Annotated in this window: 18 protein-coding genes; 9 read left to right on the forward strand and 9 right to left on the reverse strand. The window is 45.3% G+C overall.

What is annotated here, in order from left to right; translation table 11 throughout:
- Window positions 1-58 precede the first annotated feature (58 nt).
- Window positions 59-490, forward strand: a complete 432-nt coding sequence (locus AC1RNB_RS10800) for a YqaE/Pmp3 family membrane protein (protein ID WP_493082686.1) — start codon at window positions 59-61, stop codon at window positions 488-490.
- 104 nt (window positions 491-594) lie between these two features.
- Here the strand turns inward: AC1RNB_RS10800 and AC1RNB_RS10805 are convergent, their stop codons facing one another.
- Both AC1RNB_RS10805 and AC1RNB_RS10810 read right to left on the reverse strand, forming a co-directional pair.
- Window positions 595-2,160 (reverse strand): acyl-CoA mutase large subunit family protein, encoded by a 1,566-nt coding sequence (locus tag AC1RNB_RS10805; protein ID WP_493082687.1) that lies wholly within the window; start codon window positions 2,158-2,160, stop codon window positions 595-597.
- A 70-nt stretch (window positions 2,161-2,230) separates the two neighbouring features.
- Window positions 2,231-2,740, reverse strand: coding sequence for a DUF7935 family protein (locus AC1RNB_RS10810; protein WP_493082688.1), 510 nt, complete (start codon window positions 2,738-2,740; stop codon window positions 2,231-2,233).
- Window positions 2,741-2,889: 149 nt separating this feature from the next.
- Here AC1RNB_RS10810 and AC1RNB_RS10815 point away from each other — a divergent pair, with 149 nt between their 5' ends.
- A complete protein-coding gene (locus AC1RNB_RS10815) occupies window positions 2,890-3,237 on the forward strand; it encodes a HesB/IscA family protein (RefSeq protein WP_493082689.1) in 348 nt (115 codons plus the stop codon).
- 151 nt (window positions 3,238-3,388) lie between these two features.
- Here the strand turns inward: AC1RNB_RS10815 and secDF are convergent, their stop codons facing one another.
- From secDF to AC1RNB_RS10830, 3 genes are all read right to left on the reverse strand, one after another.
- Complete coding sequence (gene secDF / locus AC1RNB_RS10820; protein WP_493082690.1) at window positions 3,389-6,487, reverse strand: protein translocase subunit SecDF; 3,099 nt, start codon at window positions 6,485-6,487, stop codon at window positions 3,389-3,391.
- A gap of 143 nt (window positions 6,488-6,630) precedes the next feature.
- The gene (locus tag AC1RNB_RS10825; RefSeq protein WP_493082801.1) at window positions 6,631-6,870 is read right to left on the reverse strand and encodes an FKBP-type peptidyl-prolyl cis-trans isomerase; all 240 of its coding nucleotides are present in this window, start codon (window positions 6,868-6,870) and stop codon (window positions 6,631-6,633) included.
- A gap of 267 nt (window positions 6,871-7,137) precedes the next feature.
- Window positions 7,138-7,473 carry a hypothetical protein gene (locus AC1RNB_RS10830; protein ID WP_493082691.1) on the reverse strand — a complete coding sequence of 112 codons (336 nt, stop codon included), beginning with the start codon at window positions 7,471-7,473 and terminating at the stop codon, window positions 7,138-7,140.
- A 108-nt stretch (window positions 7,474-7,581) separates the two neighbouring features.
- On the opposite strand from AC1RNB_RS10830, the gene AC1RNB_RS10835 reads away from it, so the two are divergent.
- The 3 genes from AC1RNB_RS10835 to AC1RNB_RS10845 all read left to right on the forward strand — a co-directional run bounded on the left by AC1RNB_RS10835 (window position 7,582) and on the right by AC1RNB_RS10845 (window position 9,733).
- Window positions 7,582-8,268 carry a lysoplasmalogenase gene (locus tag AC1RNB_RS10835; protein ID WP_493082692.1) on the forward strand — a complete coding sequence of 229 codons (687 nt, stop codon included), beginning with the start codon at window positions 7,582-7,584 and terminating at the stop codon, window positions 8,266-8,268.
- 67 nt (window positions 8,269-8,335) lie between these two features.
- Window positions 8,336-9,019 (forward strand): lysoplasmalogenase family protein, encoded by a 684-nt coding sequence (locus tag AC1RNB_RS10840; protein ID WP_493082693.1) that lies wholly within the window; start codon window positions 8,336-8,338, stop codon window positions 9,017-9,019.
- A 6-nt stretch (window positions 9,020-9,025) separates the two neighbouring features.
- The gene (locus AC1RNB_RS10845; RefSeq protein ID WP_493082694.1) at window positions 9,026-9,733 is read left to right on the forward strand and encodes a lysoplasmalogenase family protein; all 708 of its coding nucleotides are present in this window, start codon (window positions 9,026-9,028) and stop codon (window positions 9,731-9,733) included.
- 72 nt (window positions 9,734-9,805) lie between these two features.
- On the opposite strand, the gene groL is transcribed toward AC1RNB_RS10845, so the two are convergent.
- The 4 genes from groL to AC1RNB_RS10865 form a co-directional block, all read right to left on the reverse strand.
- Window positions 9,806-11,440 carry a chaperonin GroEL gene (gene groL / locus AC1RNB_RS10850; RefSeq protein WP_493082695.1) on the reverse strand — a complete coding sequence of 545 codons (1,635 nt, stop codon included), beginning with the start codon at window positions 11,438-11,440 and terminating at the stop codon, window positions 9,806-9,808.
- Window positions 11,441-11,530: 90 nt separating this feature from the next.
- Entirely contained in the window at window positions 11,531-11,812 is a 282-nt protein-coding gene (locus AC1RNB_RS10855; RefSeq protein ID WP_490836091.1) for a co-chaperone GroES, read from the reverse strand.
- Window positions 11,813-12,178: 366 nt separating this feature from the next.
- The gene (locus AC1RNB_RS10860; protein WP_493082696.1) at window positions 12,179-12,682 is read right to left on the reverse strand and encodes a globin family protein; all 504 of its coding nucleotides are present in this window, start codon (window positions 12,680-12,682) and stop codon (window positions 12,179-12,181) included.
- A gap of 23 nt (window positions 12,683-12,705) precedes the next feature.
- Entirely contained in the window at window positions 12,706-13,134 is a 429-nt protein-coding gene (locus AC1RNB_RS10865; RefSeq protein WP_493082697.1) for a hypothetical protein, read from the reverse strand.
- A gap of 319 nt (window positions 13,135-13,453) precedes the next feature.
- Between AC1RNB_RS10865 and nusB the strand changes: the two genes are divergently transcribed.
- From nusB to AC1RNB_RS10885, 4 genes are all read left to right on the forward strand, one after another.
- Entirely contained in the window at window positions 13,454-14,377 is a 924-nt protein-coding gene (gene nusB, locus AC1RNB_RS10870; protein ID WP_493082698.1) for a transcription antitermination factor NusB, read from the forward strand.
- 137 nt (window positions 14,378-14,514) lie between these two features.
- Entirely contained in the window at window positions 14,515-14,832 is a 318-nt protein-coding gene (gene yajC / locus AC1RNB_RS10875) for a preprotein translocase subunit YajC (RefSeq protein WP_493082699.1), read from the forward strand.
- A gap of 109 nt (window positions 14,833-14,941) precedes the next feature.
- Window positions 14,942-15,547 carry a dephospho-CoA kinase gene (gene coaE, locus AC1RNB_RS10880; RefSeq protein WP_493082700.1) on the forward strand — a complete coding sequence of 202 codons (606 nt, stop codon included), beginning with the start codon at window positions 14,942-14,944 and terminating at the stop codon, window positions 15,545-15,547.
- Complete coding sequence (locus AC1RNB_RS10885; RefSeq protein ID WP_493082701.1) at window positions 15,540-15,899, forward strand: cupin domain-containing protein; 360 nt, start codon at window positions 15,540-15,542, stop codon at window positions 15,897-15,899. Before coaE ends, AC1RNB_RS10885 begins: the two co-directional genes overlap by 8 nt.
- Window positions 15,900-15,943: the final 44 nt, after the last annotated feature.

A 15,943-nucleotide genomic window follows, 5' to 3' on the forward strand; every position in this document is an offset into this window, starting at 1 on the left:
ACCTTTATGTTGTGGGTACGTTAAATTACCCGGTTTTAACCCTATCAAAAAAACATTTATGAGAAAAATTACTTTACTGCTGCTGTCACTCGGATTGTTCGGTACTATGTCGCTGAAAGCTTCTATTACAGAACCTGTTGTTAAAAGCAAGGCCGACTCTTCCGTGATCAAGGAAATGATGCTGGATGATGTGGTGGCTACCGATGCGCTGCGTGAATTCAGGAGTTTATCAAGGGTAGAGAAGAAAATGCGGATGGCCGAAGTGAAAAAAGTACTCAAAGAATATAAAGCCGCGAAAAAAGCCGGTACAGCCGCCGCCGAACCCAGTACCAGCACCATCTTACTGGTTATTCTGGCCATCCTGTTACCACCGCTGGCCGTTTACCTGCATGAAGGAACGATTAATGGTAAATTCTGGCTCAGTCTGTTATTAACCTTACTGTTCTGGTTACCGGGTGTGATCTATGCCTTGTTCGTAGTATTAACCTAAGTAATTAGCAATTAACAATTAAAAATTAGCAATTAAAAATACTAAGGTGAACTGTAATAGGTATTTCCTCGAAGTAATTTTAATTGCTAATTTTTAATTGTTAATTATCCTCTGTATTCTCCAAATACTTTCCGCAGTACATCTGCGATCTCGCCGAGAGTGCAGTAATTTTCTACAGCTTCGATTACGGGGGGCATCAGGTTGGTTCCTTCTTTGGCGGCGAGGGCAATTTTCTCCAGGCAGTTTTCTGCCTTTGCTGCAGAGCGTTTGGCCCGCAATTGCTGTAGTTTTTCCGATTGAAGGGTTCTGATACTGTCGTCTATCTTAAAGCCGGGTATCGGGCTTTCTTTATCAATGGTGAATTTGTTGACACCCACAATGATCTTTTCCCCGCTTTCAATGGCCCGTTGGTATTCGTAGGCACTGCGTGCAATTTCATCCTGCATAAAACCGGATTCAATCGCACTTACACTACCACCCATGGCATCAATCCTGTTTACCAGTTCCCGGGCTTTCTGCTCCACTTCATTCGTCAGTGATTCAATGAAATAACTTCCTGCGAGCGGATCAACCGTATCAGGGGCACCGCTCTCAAAAGCAACTATCTGTTGAGTACGTAAAGCGATCCGGGCCGCTTCTTCGGTAGGCAGACTCAGCGCTTCGTCGTATCCGTTGGTATGCAGACTCTGCGTACCACCCAATACAGCCGCCAGGGTTTGTATGGTAACACGGGAGATATTGTTGAGCGGTTGTTGTGCCGTTAAAGTAGCACCACCCGTTTGTGTGTGAAAGCGCAGCATCATGGCTTTCTCATCGGTAGCACCCAGTTCCTTCATCATGGTGGCCCACATACGCCTGGCAGCACGGAACTTGGCCACTTCCTCAAATAAGTTATTATGCGCATTGAAGAAAAAGGAGAGACGTTTGCCGAAAACATTGATGTCTAATCCTTTTGCCAGAGCGGCCTGCACATAGGCCTTTCCATTGCTCAGCGTAAAAGCAATTTCCTGTACCGCCGTACTGCCCGCTTCGCGGATATGGTAACCGGAGATGGAAATGGTATTCCATTTGGGTAATTCTTTGCTGCACCATTCAAAAATATCTGTGATGATCCGCATCGATGGTTTGGGTGGGTAGATATACGTTCCTCTGGCTGCGTATTCCTTTAAAATATCGTTCTGGATGGTACCGTTGATCTTCGAAAGATCAGCCCCCTGTTTTTTGGCAAGGGCCACATAAAAAGCCAGCAGGATAAAACCCGTGGCATTAATGGTCATGGAAGTGCTTACGTCTTCCAGTTTAATATCTTTGAACAACAACTCCATGTCTTCCAGACTATCAATGGCTACACCTACTTTACCCACTTCTCCCTCTGCCAGTGCATGGTCGCTATCGTACCCGATCTGTGTGGGCAGATCAAAAGCCACACTCAACCCCATCACGCCCTGCGATAACAGATAATGATACCGTTTATTGCTTTCTTCCGCGGTAGAAAATCCGGCGTACTGGCGCATCGTCCAGCGTTTGCCCCGATACATATCAGGCTGTACACCTCTTGTGTATGGAAACTGCCCCGGCTGTTCCGGTGCGGCAGTTGTTGTTGGTGGCTGGGCATAATACACTTTCCTGATCTCTATCCCACTATCGGTAAATACTTTTTTTTCACTCATCCGGCAATCGTTAAATTAAGCAACAAAAAATGTGGTGACCCAGTAAACCCATAAACAAGTAAACAACTCCCTACAATAACTTCTTGGCTTCAAAACTCAAAGCCTCACTCACCAGTTCATGCATATTCGCTTTGTCATCGTGCATCAGGTATTCCAGTAAAGCCCGGTTCAGCTCCAATCCTGAAGCAGTAGGAGGTAACAAAGCGGCTACCTGGTTAATGATGAGCAGGTTTTTTTCTTTCAGGCTTCTTACCGCGTTCCAGGTTTCGGGTGTTACATAGATCTGCTGGGTAATATTATAATCGAACTCATCCCTGATGGAACGGGTGAGTACCAGTTGCATATCGCGGGCAGATAAACCCTCATAACTGATCCGGCTCACCAGCTGGGGAATCGCGATCCTGTCTACCAGCAGCGTAAGCCTTTCATAGGCCTGTAATTGAAGCGCAACGGAACCTGTATTTGTTTTAGGTAGTTTTTCCGCAGTATGCGTATCAGCCGGTTTGGGCCTGAGAAAATAGAAATAAGCAAGACAACCCACTGCTACAACGCCCGCCAATACCAGGTACTTAGAATCCATGCTACCGATTTTTTACAAAAATAAGGTAAACAGCGGCAGCGCCTCTTTGTTTTAAGGACTATCCGACCGGAGGGAATTTTCCGCTATCGAAAACGGGCGCTGTGGGCACACCTGCATTTATCCGTAACTTTGCTGTACAAATGAAGCCCATGGAAACGATGACCCAATTAACCCCGGTAAGCCTAACGGCCAGTGCCATAACCGAGCTCAGGCGTTTAATGAACGAGGATGGATTTGATACCACCCAGTGCCTTCGTGTGGGCGTAAAGGGTGGTGGTTGCAGCGGTATGACCTATGTGCTGGGTTTTGACAAACCCGAACCCGAAGACCAGACATTTGAGATTGAAGGAATTGCCTGTGTGATGAATAAGAGCCATGGATTGTACCTCTACGGCATGGAAATAGACTGGCAGGGTGGATTAAACAGCCGTGGTTTTACCTTCAATAATCCCAATGCGAGCAAAACCTGTGGCTGTGGCACCAGTTTCGCTGTATAATTACTGGTAGATTAGCTGTAAGAACTTTTTAAAAGCCCTGCTTTGCGGGGCTTTTGTTATAGATAGTATAACCACCGGCTACACGTGCATGAATAATCCTCAAACAAAAAGCCCGCAATGTGATTGCGGGCTTTTTTATATAAGAGGGATCTTACTTCTTGTTTTCTACCGAAGACTTTCTTCCCAGCGGACGGTGTTTGGCAAAATCTACCAGTACAGGCGCCGCTACAAAAATGGAAGAGTAGGTACCTGTTACCACACCAATCAGCATCGCGAAAGCGAAACCGCGGGTTACTTCTCCACCAAAGATGAAGAGGATCAGGATGGTCAGAAATACGGTTAAGGAAGTCATGATGGTACGACTCAGTGTTTCATTGATCGCACGGTTAATCACGGCTGCATTATCCGAGCCTTTCATCAGGCTGCTGTCTTCCCGGATCCTGTCGTATACGATCACCGTATCGTTCATTGAGAAACCGATCACCGTCAATATCGCCGCAATAAAATGCTGGTCAATCTCTAATGGGAAAGGAACAATGGTACGTGCATAACTGAATACGATCAGGGTTACAAATACATCATGTAACAAAGAGAAGATCGTTCCCAGTGAATAACGCCAGTCGCGGAAACGGATAAAGATATACAGACAGATCACGATGATACCGAAGATCACCGCTTTGGTTGCACCTTTCTTCAGATCGTCAGAGATTGTAGGTAATACGGTTTGTGAACTCTGTTTGTATGTTTTTTCAAAATCAATGAAGCTCAGACCTGCTGGCAGGTGGTTCTTTAATCCGGTATACAGTTTCTTCTCCACCAGTGAGTCAATATTGGTACCGGTTTCTTTGATCTTGTAAGAAGTAGTGATATTGATCTGGTTCTTTACATCCACGGTTTTGATGATCACCGCTTCGCCGAACTCCGTTTTCAGTTCATCCCGGATCTGGTCTTCATTCACCGGTTTATCGAACTTGATGGTATAACTACGTCCACCGGAGAATTCTACACCCTCATCAAATGCGTCTTTTCGAATCAGCGTACTCAGACCCAGTAAGAAGATGATCACAGAAATACCGTAAGCATACTTTCTGTATTCAATGAATTTGAAAGCTGCGTGTTTGAAGATCTTTTTGGACAGACCAGTAAAATATTCAAAGTGACGGTTCTTGTTCATGTACCAGTCGGTGATCAGTCTTGATACCAGGATACCGCAGAACAAAGACAACAGGATACCAATGATCTGCGTGGTAGCAAATCCAAGTACAGGTCCTAATCCGAAATAAGCCAGGATGATCGCTGTTAAAAGGGTAGTAACGTGTGCATCCAATACAGGAGACAGTGAACGTCTGTAACCATCGTTAACGGCATTCTGGTAGCTTTTCCCTTTGGTAAGTTCTTCTTTGATACGCTCAAAAATAATTACGTTGGTATCTACCGCCAGACCGATGGTCAGTACCAGACCCGCAATACCGGGGGCCGTCAGCGTAAAGCCTAAGGCACTCAGGATACCGATGGTAAACAGCAGGTTGAGGATCAGTGCGATATTTGCTACCCATCCACCTGTGTTAAAGTACAACAGCATCAGCGCAAAGATCACGATAAAGGATACCAGGAACGACATCGCTCCACCTTTGATCGATTCTTTACCGAGAGTAGGTCCTACCTGTTGTTCCTGGATGATTTTGGCAGGAGCAGGCAGTTTACCGCTTTCGAGGATTTCGGCCAGATCCTGTGCTTCTTTAATGGTATAACTACCGGCAATCTGTGAATTACCGGTAGTGATGGGCTCGTTTACATTCGGAGCTGAGTACACAAAATTATCCAGTACAACAGCAATGGGTTTACCCACATTGCGGGTGGTCATTCTTGCCCAACCGGCAGTACCGGCTTTGTCCATATTCATTTTAATGGCAATACGGCCTCTCTCGTCATAATCCTGAGAAGCACTGATGCCTTCACCACCCAGTTCTGCCTGGCCGTTGTCCAGGGTCTTGATGGCATATAAGGTCAGGATATCTTTCAATTTAGGATCATCCAGTTCCGCTTTACCGTACATGAATACGAGGTTGGAAGGGAACTTGTTCTTCACCACATCCAGGCGTAGGTAATCATTCAGGGTACCGGTATCCTTAGAAGGGATATAACCGATAGAAGCAGGGTATACCGCTTTACCATCCTGACCGGCATAAGGCTGGCTGAACTGAATCAGGCGACCAATTGGGTTTTTATTGGCGTTGATCTTGGCCGAATCGGCTTTGGCAGCAGGTTTGGTATTACCGGCAATGGCAGACAGGGTAGCTGTTTTACCGGTATCGGTTTTAGCCGCTGTGGTAGTCGTTTTAGCTGTATCAACAACTGCTTTGGTAGTATCGGTTGTTTTTACACCGTTCAGGTAGTCTTCTACTGCTTTGTCAGCAGCCAGGATACCGTTCTGCAATTCTTTGCTTTCGAAAGTATATACTTCAAAGAACTGGAGGTTGGCAGTTGATTGCAGGAAGGCACGAACCCTTTCTTTATCATTTACACCGGCCAGTTCAATATTGATATACCCTTTTACCGGATCGGGGTTGATATTGGGCGAAGCCACACCAAAACGGTCGATCCTTGTACGCAGGATACGGTATGTAGTATTGAAAGCGATATTGGCCTGGTCTTTCAGATAAGAAGCTACTTTATCATCGCTGTCGTCTATTTTTACTTTGGGAGGTGTTCCGCTACGGGCCGCAAAATAAGGGGCCAGTTTGGCGCCGGGCTTCACTTTCGTCATTTCCTCACGGAAAAGGGAGATCAGATCGGCACTGGTATTGGCTTTACGGGCAACTGCCTGTTCCAGGGCTTTGTTGAACATAGGATCCTTGGTATAGTTGGCCAGGGATTTGATCAGGCCATCCAGCCCAACTTCCATAGTTACACTCATACCGCCCTGTAGGTCAAGACCCAGCATCAGTTCTTTCTCTTTGGCACTACGGTAGGTAGTGAGGCCAAAAGCCAGTTTTGCGTCCTTGGTACTATCCAGCAAGCGCTTTAGCCTGTCTTTTTTCAGATCACTCAGTGTGTCTGCATAAGCAGCCTGTAACTCTTTGTTACCGGGGTATTTGGCAGCAGGAGTGGGGAAAGTTCTCAGCCAGGAATCGGCCTTTTTTTCCATTTCACTTTCATGGTTTTTGACAAACCAGGTGAATGACAATTGATACAGACAGATGAGTATCAAGGCAATCGCAAAAAATCGCACTAAACCTTTCAGTTGCATATTAGTAACGGTTTACAAATTTTTTTAGAGCGGCAAAGATAGGGGAATGGGAATGAAATATACTATCCGTTGCTGAGATTGGTTTTTCACAAAAAAGGCTGGTAGCAGACTACCGGCCTTTTTTCATGATATGAGGATGATCTTTATCTAACGTCTTGCAATGTCACATCAAAAAACAAAGGGGCGTTGGGAGGGATGGCATTACCGGAACCTGTACAGCTATACGCCAGTGCGGAAGGGATGATCAGCTTGATGCGGCCACCCTTTTTGATCAGAGGGATTCCGATTTTCCAGCCATCAATCACATTCTGGAGCGAAAGGGAAATCGGGTTGGCAGTTGCATCAAAAGTGGTGCCATTCAATAATTTACCGGTATATACCACCGCCACCACAGAAGTGCTGATGGGGGCAAGGCCACTGCCTGGACTAACGATCTCGTATAATAATCCACTGCTATGTTCACTATAATTGATATTGTTGGCGGTACAATACGCCACCATCTGCGCTTTTTCAGAAGCGATGGTGGCCGGCTGGCAGCCGCTGGTATCATTTTTACCACAGGAATAATTCAGCAACACTAAAGAAAGAACCAGAACCGAGAGAACAATTTTTTTCATGCACATTTTTTTTAATAGACTTGATTTCAGGCCTTAAGGCTGCTTCTGCACCTCTTTTTCGGCTTTATTTTTTAAAATGAGTAACTCCTGGTAGCGTTGTTCCTGCATTTCCCACCTGAATTTCCGGTATACAAAAGCCATGAAAACTGAGAGGATCATGATAGCCAGCACAAAAACAACCGAACTTAAGCGTGAATTAGCCTCCATATTGGCCCGGGTATACCAGCCGCTTTCCATGAGCAGGATTACCCCCACACCTATAGAAAAACCGATGGATAAGCCCACCAGGAAGGGACGGAGGCTGGTTTTCTCCATTTCGCCATGTTCGCTCCACCAGCGCAGAAACGCTTCATTTTCCGGACTCAACATGCGGCAAAAGTAATCCTTCCGGTATTATAATGTTGAGGAGGGTAATAAATCAGTCAGTAAATACGTTTGATAAAACGTATCTGTATACTTACCCTGAAAGTGCAAACTATGGTACTGATCAAGAAATATGGCCTGCCGGTTTTCCTCCTGATACTGTTTCTGCATTTGGTTTGTATCTATTTGGGAATGAGTACCCCCAGACTGATAACTAAACTTTTATTGCTTCCGCTACTGATCCTTTATCTTGCCGCAGAACCCGGTAAAACCAGTGTGGTGGTATACATTGGACTATTCTGCTCATTTATGGGCGATCTGTTGCTGACCCGTTCCGGCGAAATCTTTTTTTTACTGGGGATGCTGGCTTTTATCGGAACACATGTCTGTAATATCCTTTTCTTCTACCGACTCCAAACAGGTCATCCCGGCAAACCGGTGAGCCTGGTATTGGCCCTGGTAGTATTGGCGGTTATTTCCGGAGGGGTATATTTTCTGCTGGCCGATCAACTGGGTAGTTTCCGGATCCCGATCCTCGTATATATGGCCATCATCAGCCTGATGGCGGTAATGGCCACGCAAACGCTGGTACATCCGGGTTTGATCCAAACATCTATCCGCTGTTTTATCCCAGGTGCGGCCCTGTTTGTACTCTCAGACGGATTACTGGCACTAAACAAGTTTCTGCTGCATACCGGCACTATCGATATCGCCGTGATGCTTACCTATGGCATGGCCCAATACCTGCTGGTGAAGGGTTTTGTGGCAGTAAAAAATGAGAATACCGTCTCAGCTCCATAAACAGATGCGTGGAAAATTCACACATTCTGGTTATTTTCATATATTATCCGGGTAAGAGGTATTCATTATGCAGGCTTTTTTCGAAAAAAGAACATTGACCATTTTCTGGCTCGTTTTGCTTTTGCATTGCGTATTCCAGTATTTACAGCTGCCCTACGTAGCGGTTACCAAACCCATGCTCACGCCTTTACTTTTTTTACACCTGCTGCTTCACGACAATAATATCGGTTATCCCAAAGGCAAGTTTATTTATTATGTAGGACTGATCCTGGCTTTTTTCGGAGATGTGATGCTGATACTTATCAACGATACCTTCTTTTTAAGTGGTATGATCGCCTTTATGCTGATGAATCTGTTATACAGTTTCTCTTTTTTGCAAATGAACCGGTTAAGCAAAAGCAGTATCCTGCCACTGACTATTACGCTGGCTTTTCTGGCTTTTATTGCACATGCTTTTTATCAGTTTCTCGAAGCTGAGATGGGTAGCTATAAAATTCCTGTGCTTGCCTATATGTTCACCCTCTCTGTAATGGTAGCTTTTGCCGTAAACGTGGCCGGAAATATGCGCTACCGGAGAGCAGCCATCAGTTACCTGATTCCGGGGGTACTGGTTTTTCTGGTGGAGAATGTACTGGTTGCTGTCAATAAATTTCACTACGACCGCGATAAAGATATTTTCGTGATTGTGATGTTAACCTATGGGCTGGCCCAATACCTCATCGTAAAGGGAATGCAGAAAATATATCTTTGATCCTTCATGAACAGAACCAGACAGAATATAATGTGGGGGCTTCGCAAATATGTAATCCTGTTTTATTTTCTGGCCATCTTCGTCAATTGCCTGTTTCTCTATTACGATCTTCCTTATGTGGCCATTACGAGTTCTTTGCCGGCGCCTTTGTTGCTATTGTATCTTTTTCTCAAAGACCCGCACATCAATTCACCGGCGGGGAAATTTGTCTTTTACATAGGCCTTCTCTTTGCCTTTTTTGGCGATGTGCTGCAGATAGTGGTCAATAATGAACTCTTTTTTACCTGCAGCCTGGTGGCTTTTATGCTGATGAATACCTGCTACAGTATCTCTTTTTACAACCTGAACAGGGGGGGGCTGAAAAAGCCGCTGGCTTTTCTGGCTGCCATTGTTGTACTGGCCGTTATGGGATATGCTTTTGTAAGCATTCTTGAAGCAGAGATAGGTGCGTATAAACTACCGTTAATCCTGTATATGTCTACTTTAATTATGATGACAGCTTTTGCCATACATGCTGCCGGCAGTGAGCATTATTATCGGATAGCAGTGAAATACCTGCTGCCCGGCACCATCATTTTCATCATACAGAATATCATTTTTGCCCTCAATCTGTTTCACTTGGGTGGGCCTTCGGATGGGTTTATCTACAGTAGTATAGCATATGCAATAGCACAGTTCCTGATGGTTAAGGGAATGGAGAAAGCATATCTCTGAAACCGATAATAACAATAAAAAATCCCCGCTCTTTTGCAAGAAGCGGGGATTGTATTTTTACGCAAAGCGGGATTAATATCCACCCATGCCGCCCATATCAGGCGCGCCATGTGTATGCGGTGCTTCAGGCTTTGGTTTGTCAGCAATCACACACTCAGTTGTTAACAACATGGCGGCGATAGATGCTGCATTTTCCAATGCTACACGGCTCACTTTGGTTGGGTCAATTACACCTGCTTTGAACAGGTTCTCGTACACTTCTGTGCGGGCATTGAAACCAAAGTCGGCTTTACCTTCTTTGATCTTCTGTACCACGATAGAACCTTCGATACCGCTGTTTACCACGATCTGGCGCAGTGGCTCTTCGATCGCTCTTTTCACGATCTGGATACCGGTAGTTTCGTCTTCGTTGGCACCTTTCAGTTTCTCCAGGCTCTCTACAGCGCGGATATAGGCAACACCACCACCTGGTACAATACCTTCTTCAACAGCCGCCCTTGTTGCGTGCAGTGCATCGTCAACACGGTCTTTTTTCTCTTTCATTTCCACTTCTGTAGCAGCACCTACGTACAGTACAGCCACACCACCGCTTAATTTAGCAAGACGCTCCTGTAATTTTTCGCGGTCATAATCAGAAGTAGTGTTTTCGATCTGGGCTTTGATCTGGTTTACACGGGCAACAATGTCTGCTTTTTTACCTTTTCCGCCTACTACGATCGTGTTGTCTTTATCAATGGTTACAGAAGCCGCCTGTCCTAAGTAACTCAGGTCAGCATTCTCTAATTTGAAACCTTGTTCTTCGCTAACCACGGTACCTGCTGTCAGGATCGCGATATCGGTCAGCATTTCTTTTCTGCGGTCGCCAAAACCAGGTGCTTTTACAGCAGCTACTTTCAGGGTACCACGTAATTTGTTTACTACCAGTGTAGCCAGTGCTTCACCTTCCAGGTCTTCGGCAATAATCAGCAACGGACGACCGCTCTGGGCCACTTTCTCCAGGATATGGAGAATGTCTTTCATAGCGCTGATCTTCTTGTCGTAGATCAGGATGTAAGGGTTCTGCAGTTCCACTTCCATTTTTTCGCTGTTGGTAACGAAATAAGGAGAGATATAACCGCGGTCAAACTGCATACCTTCTACCACGTCAACGGTGGTATCAGTTCCTTTGGCTTCTTCTACAGTAATCACACCTTCTTTACCTACTTTGCTCATAGCGGTGGCAATCAGTTTGCCGATCTCACTGTCGCTGTTGGCAGAGATGGTAGCTACCTGCTCAATTTTCTTGGAATCGTTGCCAATGGTCTGTGATTGTGCTTTCAGGCTGTCAATCACTTTGGCAACCGCTTTGTCGATACCACGCTTCAGATCCATTGGATTGGCGCCGGCAGCAACGTTTTTCAGTCCTTCGCCAATAATGGCCTGGGCCAGAACGGTAGCAGTAGTAGTACCATCACCAGCTATATCAGCAGTTTTGGAAGCTACTTCTTTCACCATCTGGGCACCCATGTTTTCAATTGGATCTTCCAGTTCAATTTCTTTTGCTACAGTTACACCATCTTTGGTTACCTGGGGTGCACCGAATTTCTTTTCAATAACCACGTTACGTCCTTTGGGTCCGAGGGTTACTTTTACTGCGTTGGCTAAAGTGTCAACGCCTTTTTTCATCTTATTTCTTGCTTCGATATCGAAGAAAATCTGTTTAGCCATTGTATTAGAATTTGAAAATTTGTGAATTTGAGAATTTGAAAATCTGATTGGCTGGTTCAGTTAAGGAACAGCCGGGTACAAATTGTTCAATTAAACGATCGCGAGGATATCGCTCTCTCTCATGATCAGCAGGTCCTGACCTTCGATCTGGATCTCAGTTCCGGCGTATTTACCATACAATACAGTATCGCCAACTTTTACAGTTACGGGCTCATCTTTTTTACCGGCACCGGCTGCTACAATGGTACCACGTTGTGGTTTCTCTTTTGCAGTATCAGGGATAATGATTCCGCCTGCAGTTTTTTCTTCAGCAGCGGCAGGCTTAACAATTACTCTGTCGTGCAGAGGAGTAACGTTGAGTTTTTTTGCCATACGTTATGGGTTTTTAATTTATTTGAGTAATAATACCGTCCTGTCATCGATTATTGTGCCATGCGGGTAATTCAGGTCAAATTTTCAGCATCCGGGCTCAAACCGGGGTGGCACTCGTAAAGACTGTCAGAAACGGCGGCAAAGATGGGGTAAGTTTCTGACATCCTGTGTCAAAATTGCATGGTTCCTGTAGTCGGTATCCTGCTATGCCCCTTCCCATATTGTGCCGCAGGTAGGGTAGCAGATACCCATAAAAAGCCATCATCCATGCGGGATGATGGCCTGGCAGTTAAAATAGTACCAGTATCGGTTAACGCTGCACCACCTGCGAACGCAGTGTATTCACCAGTGCACCAACAGAATTGATCAGGTTAGATGGCAACTTGTTTTTATTGGCTCCCACCACCAGGTGGCAATAAACTGGTCAAAATCGGCGCTGGATGACTTCCCGTTCATGCGGCTGTTTTTGGCAGGATCATGGGCGGCTATCATATCCAATCCGCTGTAAGTGAAATTTTTGGCTCCGGTGGCTACACAGAAAAAGTCTGTCAGGTCCTTGCTCAGAGCGGCAAAACCACTGGTATTGCCTGCCGTTACCTCAGCCAGCAATACCTTAAAAAATCCGTTCAGTTTCGGATCGGCGGCGATCACAAAAATGGTACTGTCTACTACCGAACGGATGCCCAGACGCCCCTGTTCAATTTTGGTGGAATTGTTGGCGGGATCTGTTACCATCGTAGTACCACCCAGCGAATCATAAAGGGTGGCTTTCACTACGGTCATGGCATCCTCATTTTTGCTACAGGAGCTGAGGATAAAACTGGTCATTATCGCAATAAGACCCAGTGTTAGCATGCTTGCTTTTTTCATGTATTTGATTTTATGTGTGACGATTAAAAAACCTGTTTCAGGTAAGCCATCAGCCTGTAACCGCGCGAACCATTGGGCACAGGACAACCTGATTTCATTTCTGCCGCAGAAGGTTTTATCCTTTCTACCGGTAATTGCAGTTTCCTGCCCAGATCGCCGGTAAGCCGGTCGGCATTGGTTTGCAGGGGAGAGTAAGTAAATACAACAATGTCAGAAGCTTCGTTACACAATACCCTGTCTACTCCGGGCTGCTGGTACAACCAGGTTGTAACACGTGCAGCTTCTGCTGCATTGATATCTTTCCGGATATCGATCCTTGCCATGATGCGGGTACCGGCATCTGGTGCTTTGGGGCGTGTAACGAGGTAGACATGTATCGCCAATACCCCGGTTAACAGCAGCAGCGTTGCCCCGCTGTACACAAGAACCTTTGTGATCAGTTTTCTTTTCATAAAAAAGGATTTCAGTTGTGAATGATGTGATAGATAAACGAGGGCAGGCGATGTTCGGATTGGCTTTGGCAGAAATTATTTTTGCGATGGAAATTTTCCGGCTGCAATCCGATGTTGCGGGTTCAACGTAAGTACAGATAGATCAGGATATCATCCCGTTTATACTGCATATACTCAATATGATATGATTTCCGGAAGCCTATGGCTTTGTGTAAGGTTGTATCAAGGTTGAGACCCGTCCGGGAACGGACGGGTATTTTCATTTTGTACCAGCCGCCGAAAACAATATCTTTGCCTCCCTCAAATAAGTTCTTATCAGATGATCAGTAGAAGAAATATACGTGTGAAAGTGATGCAGTTACTGTATATGATCGAAGCCGCCGATAGCCCGATCGCCTTTAAGAAACCCGTAGAAGAATTACAGAAACAATTGGATAAAAGCAGGGAACTGTTTGTGTACCTGTTGTATTTTCTGACAGAAGTGGCCCGTTATGCTGAAACCAGTGCACAGAAAAGGGCTTCCCGCAACCTTCCCTCAGAAGAAGACCTGAATGTAAATATCAAGATAGCAGGTAACGAATTTTTGTGGCAGATCCTTGAAAATCCTTCTTTCCAAAAAGCCGTTGAAACGGATCTTCCCGAAAAACTGCTTGATAAGGACCTCCTGAAAAAGATCTATGAAGACCTGACACATACAGACAAATACAAAGAATATATCTCTCAGCAAAGCAGGGATAAAGCCAAAGAGAAAGAGATCATCAAACTGATTTTTACCCAGCTGATGCTGCCCAATGAAGCCTTTATTGCTCACCTGGAAGAACTGTTTAATAACTGGGACGATGATGCGGATATGATGGACCAGCTGATGCAGAACTATATCCAGAAACCCGGCAGTTATAACCTGCAGGAAATGCTGAGTCCGGAGAAATGGCAGTTTGCCCGCTCGCTGTTAACCACTACCCTGGAGAAAAAAGAATATTGTGCCGAGCTCATCAAACCCAAACTGAAGAACTGGGACGCTGAACGGATTGCCCAGCTGGACATGGTGCTGATGCGGATGGGGGTTTGCGAATTGCTGTATTTTGAGACCATCCCTACCAAAGTAACCATCAACGAATACATAGACCTGGCCAAGGATTACAGTACCCCGCAAAGCGGACAGTTTGTGAACGGGATCCTGGACAATATCCATAAAGAAATGATGGAAGCCGGTAAAATCCATAAGATCAGCTTCAAAAAATAGGCAGTACCCCGATTTTACATTTTGTTACGAGAAAATCATACAATCAAACTGATCATACACTTATCTTTACGTTCCTGCCGGAAAAGTCAACACTTTTATAATGCAGGCTTCGTTTCAAACATTAAAAAACAACTGTAATGACTAATTTAAATTTTGTTTTACTGCAGGCTGCCGGTAGCGGTGGCGGAATGGTGCAACTGGTTCTGATGGGTGGTATCATCCTGGTATTCTGGTTATTTATGATCCGTCCACAGGCTAAAAAGGCAAAAGAGCAGAAAAAATTTGTAGAGAATATGCAGAAAGGTGATAAAGTGGTAACCATTGCCGGTATTCACGGAACGATCAACAAGATCAACGAAGACAATACCATGCAGCTGGAAGTAAGTCCGGGCAGTTACCTGAAGATCGAAAAATCATCGATCAGCATGGAATGGTCTGCCGCCATCAACAAATAAAAATACGATACTGTACACAAAAAAGCCGGATGAAAAATCATCCGGCTTTTTTGTGTACGGTTAGCGGGCAATCCTGCAGAAATAATATCTTTCCATTGAAATCAGCAATATGGCACTCAGAATCGGGCTTACAGGTGGTATCGGCAGTGGCAAATCCACGGTGGCCGGTATTTTCCATACGCTGGGGATCCCTGTGTTTGATGCAGATTCGGCAGCCAAAGACGTCATGCAAACCAACCCGGATCTGCAAAAAGCCATTATCGCCCAATTCGGGGAAGCCGTTTACCCCAATGGTGTACTCGACCGCAAATACCTCGCTTCTATTGTATTCAATGACCCTTTTCAGCTGGAGATGTTAAATGCCCTCGTACATCCCTTCACCATTGCCGCCGCCGAAGAATGGGCAGGTAAACAACAAACGCCTTATACTATTAAGGAAGCCGCTTTGTTTTTTGAAGCCGGCTCTGTCATTGGTTTTGATTATATGATCGGTGTGTATGCTCCGCAGCACCTGCGTATCAAAAGAGCCATGGACAGAGATCAGGTAAGCAGGGAAGAAGTATTGTCCAGGATGAAACGGCAGATCCAGGAAGAGATCAAAATGCGCTTATGCGATTTTGTACTGATCAACGATGAGCAACAATTGCTGATACCACAGGTACTCAAATTACACGAACAATTTCTGAACGAAGCAGGAAATACCAGCCATGCATAAAGTTAACTTAATAGACAAATTTGCACAGATCACCGATTACTGGAACCCCCATATTGCCGGGGAACTGAACGGCCAGCAGGTAAAACTGGTTAAATTCAAAGGCCCGTTTACCTGGCACCACCATGAACAGGAAGATGAATTGTTTTATGTGGTGAAGGGCTCGTTTGTGATGGAGTTGCGCGATAAGAACATCGAATTGAAAGAAGGCGATTTTCTGGTCGTACCCCGGGGTGTGGAACACCGGCCCAATGCGGAAGAAGAGGTCTGGGTCATGTTATTCGAACCCGCCGCTACCCTGAATACCGGTAATACTGAAAATGCATTCACCAAAAAGGAGTTGAACAGAATCTGATATTGTTGTGACGGCAGTATCTGAAAAGGGAAAATGTATCCATA

The sequence above is a fragment of the Sediminibacterium sp. GW821-FHT12F12 genome (assembly GCF_058806635.1).

What these genes read in the sequence shown, in the direction of transcription:
- AC1RNB_RS10855 (WP_490836091.1), bottom strand. Translation starts at nt 11,812, where the DNA reads ATGGCAAAAAAACTCAACGTTACTCCTCTGCACGACAGAGTAATTGTT.
- AC1RNB_RS10815 (WP_493082689.1), top strand. Translation starts at nt 2,890, where the DNA reads ATGGAAACGATGACCCAATTAACCCCGGTAAGCCTAACGGCCAGTGCC.
- nusB (WP_493082698.1), top strand. Translation starts at nt 13,454, where the DNA reads ATGATCAGTAGAAGAAATATACGTGTGAAAGTGATGCAGTTACTGTAT.
- secDF (WP_493082690.1), bottom strand. Translation starts at nt 6,487, where the DNA reads ATGCAACTGAAAGGTTTAGTGCGATTTTTTGCGATTGCCTTGATACTC.
- AC1RNB_RS10845 (WP_493082694.1), top strand. Translation starts at nt 9,026, where the DNA reads ATGAACAGAACCAGACAGAATATAATGTGGGGGCTTCGCAAATATGTA.
- yajC (WP_493082699.1), top strand. Translation starts at nt 14,515, where the DNA reads ATGACTAATTTAAATTTTGTTTTACTGCAGGCTGCCGGTAGCGGTGGC.
- AC1RNB_RS10810 (WP_493082688.1), bottom strand. Translation starts at nt 2,740, where the DNA reads ATGGATTCTAAGTACCTGGTATTGGCGGGCGTTGTAGCAGTGGGTTGT.
- AC1RNB_RS10835 (WP_493082692.1), top strand. Translation starts at nt 7,582, where the DNA reads ATGGTACTGATCAAGAAATATGGCCTGCCGGTTTTCCTCCTGATACTG.
- AC1RNB_RS10885 (WP_493082701.1), top strand. Translation starts at nt 15,540, where the DNA reads ATGCATAAAGTTAACTTAATAGACAAATTTGCACAGATCACCGATTAC.
- coaE (WP_493082700.1), top strand. Translation starts at nt 14,942, where the DNA reads ATGGCACTCAGAATCGGGCTTACAGGTGGTATCGGCAGTGGCAAATCC.
- AC1RNB_RS10840 (WP_493082693.1), top strand. Translation starts at nt 8,336, where the DNA reads ATGCAGGCTTTTTTCGAAAAAAGAACATTGACCATTTTCTGGCTCGTT.
- groL (WP_493082695.1), bottom strand. Translation starts at nt 11,440, where the DNA reads ATGGCTAAACAGATTTTCTTCGATATCGAAGCAAGAAATAAGATGAAA.
- AC1RNB_RS10865 (WP_493082697.1), bottom strand. Translation starts at nt 13,134, where the DNA reads ATGAAAAGAAAACTGATCACAAAGGTTCTTGTGTACAGCGGGGCAACG.
- AC1RNB_RS10800 (WP_493082686.1), top strand. Translation starts at nt 59, where the DNA reads ATGAGAAAAATTACTTTACTGCTGCTGTCACTCGGATTGTTCGGTACT.
- AC1RNB_RS10830 (WP_493082691.1), bottom strand. Translation starts at nt 7,473, where the DNA reads ATGTTGAGTCCGGAAAATGAAGCGTTTCTGCGCTGGTGGAGCGAACAT.
- AC1RNB_RS10860 (WP_493082696.1), bottom strand. Translation starts at nt 12,682, where the DNA reads ATGAAAAAAGCAAGCATGCTAACACTGGGTCTTATTGCGATAATGACC.
- AC1RNB_RS10805 (WP_493082687.1), bottom strand. Translation starts at nt 2,160, where the DNA reads ATGAGTGAAAAAAAAGTATTTACCGATAGTGGGATAGAGATCAGGAAA.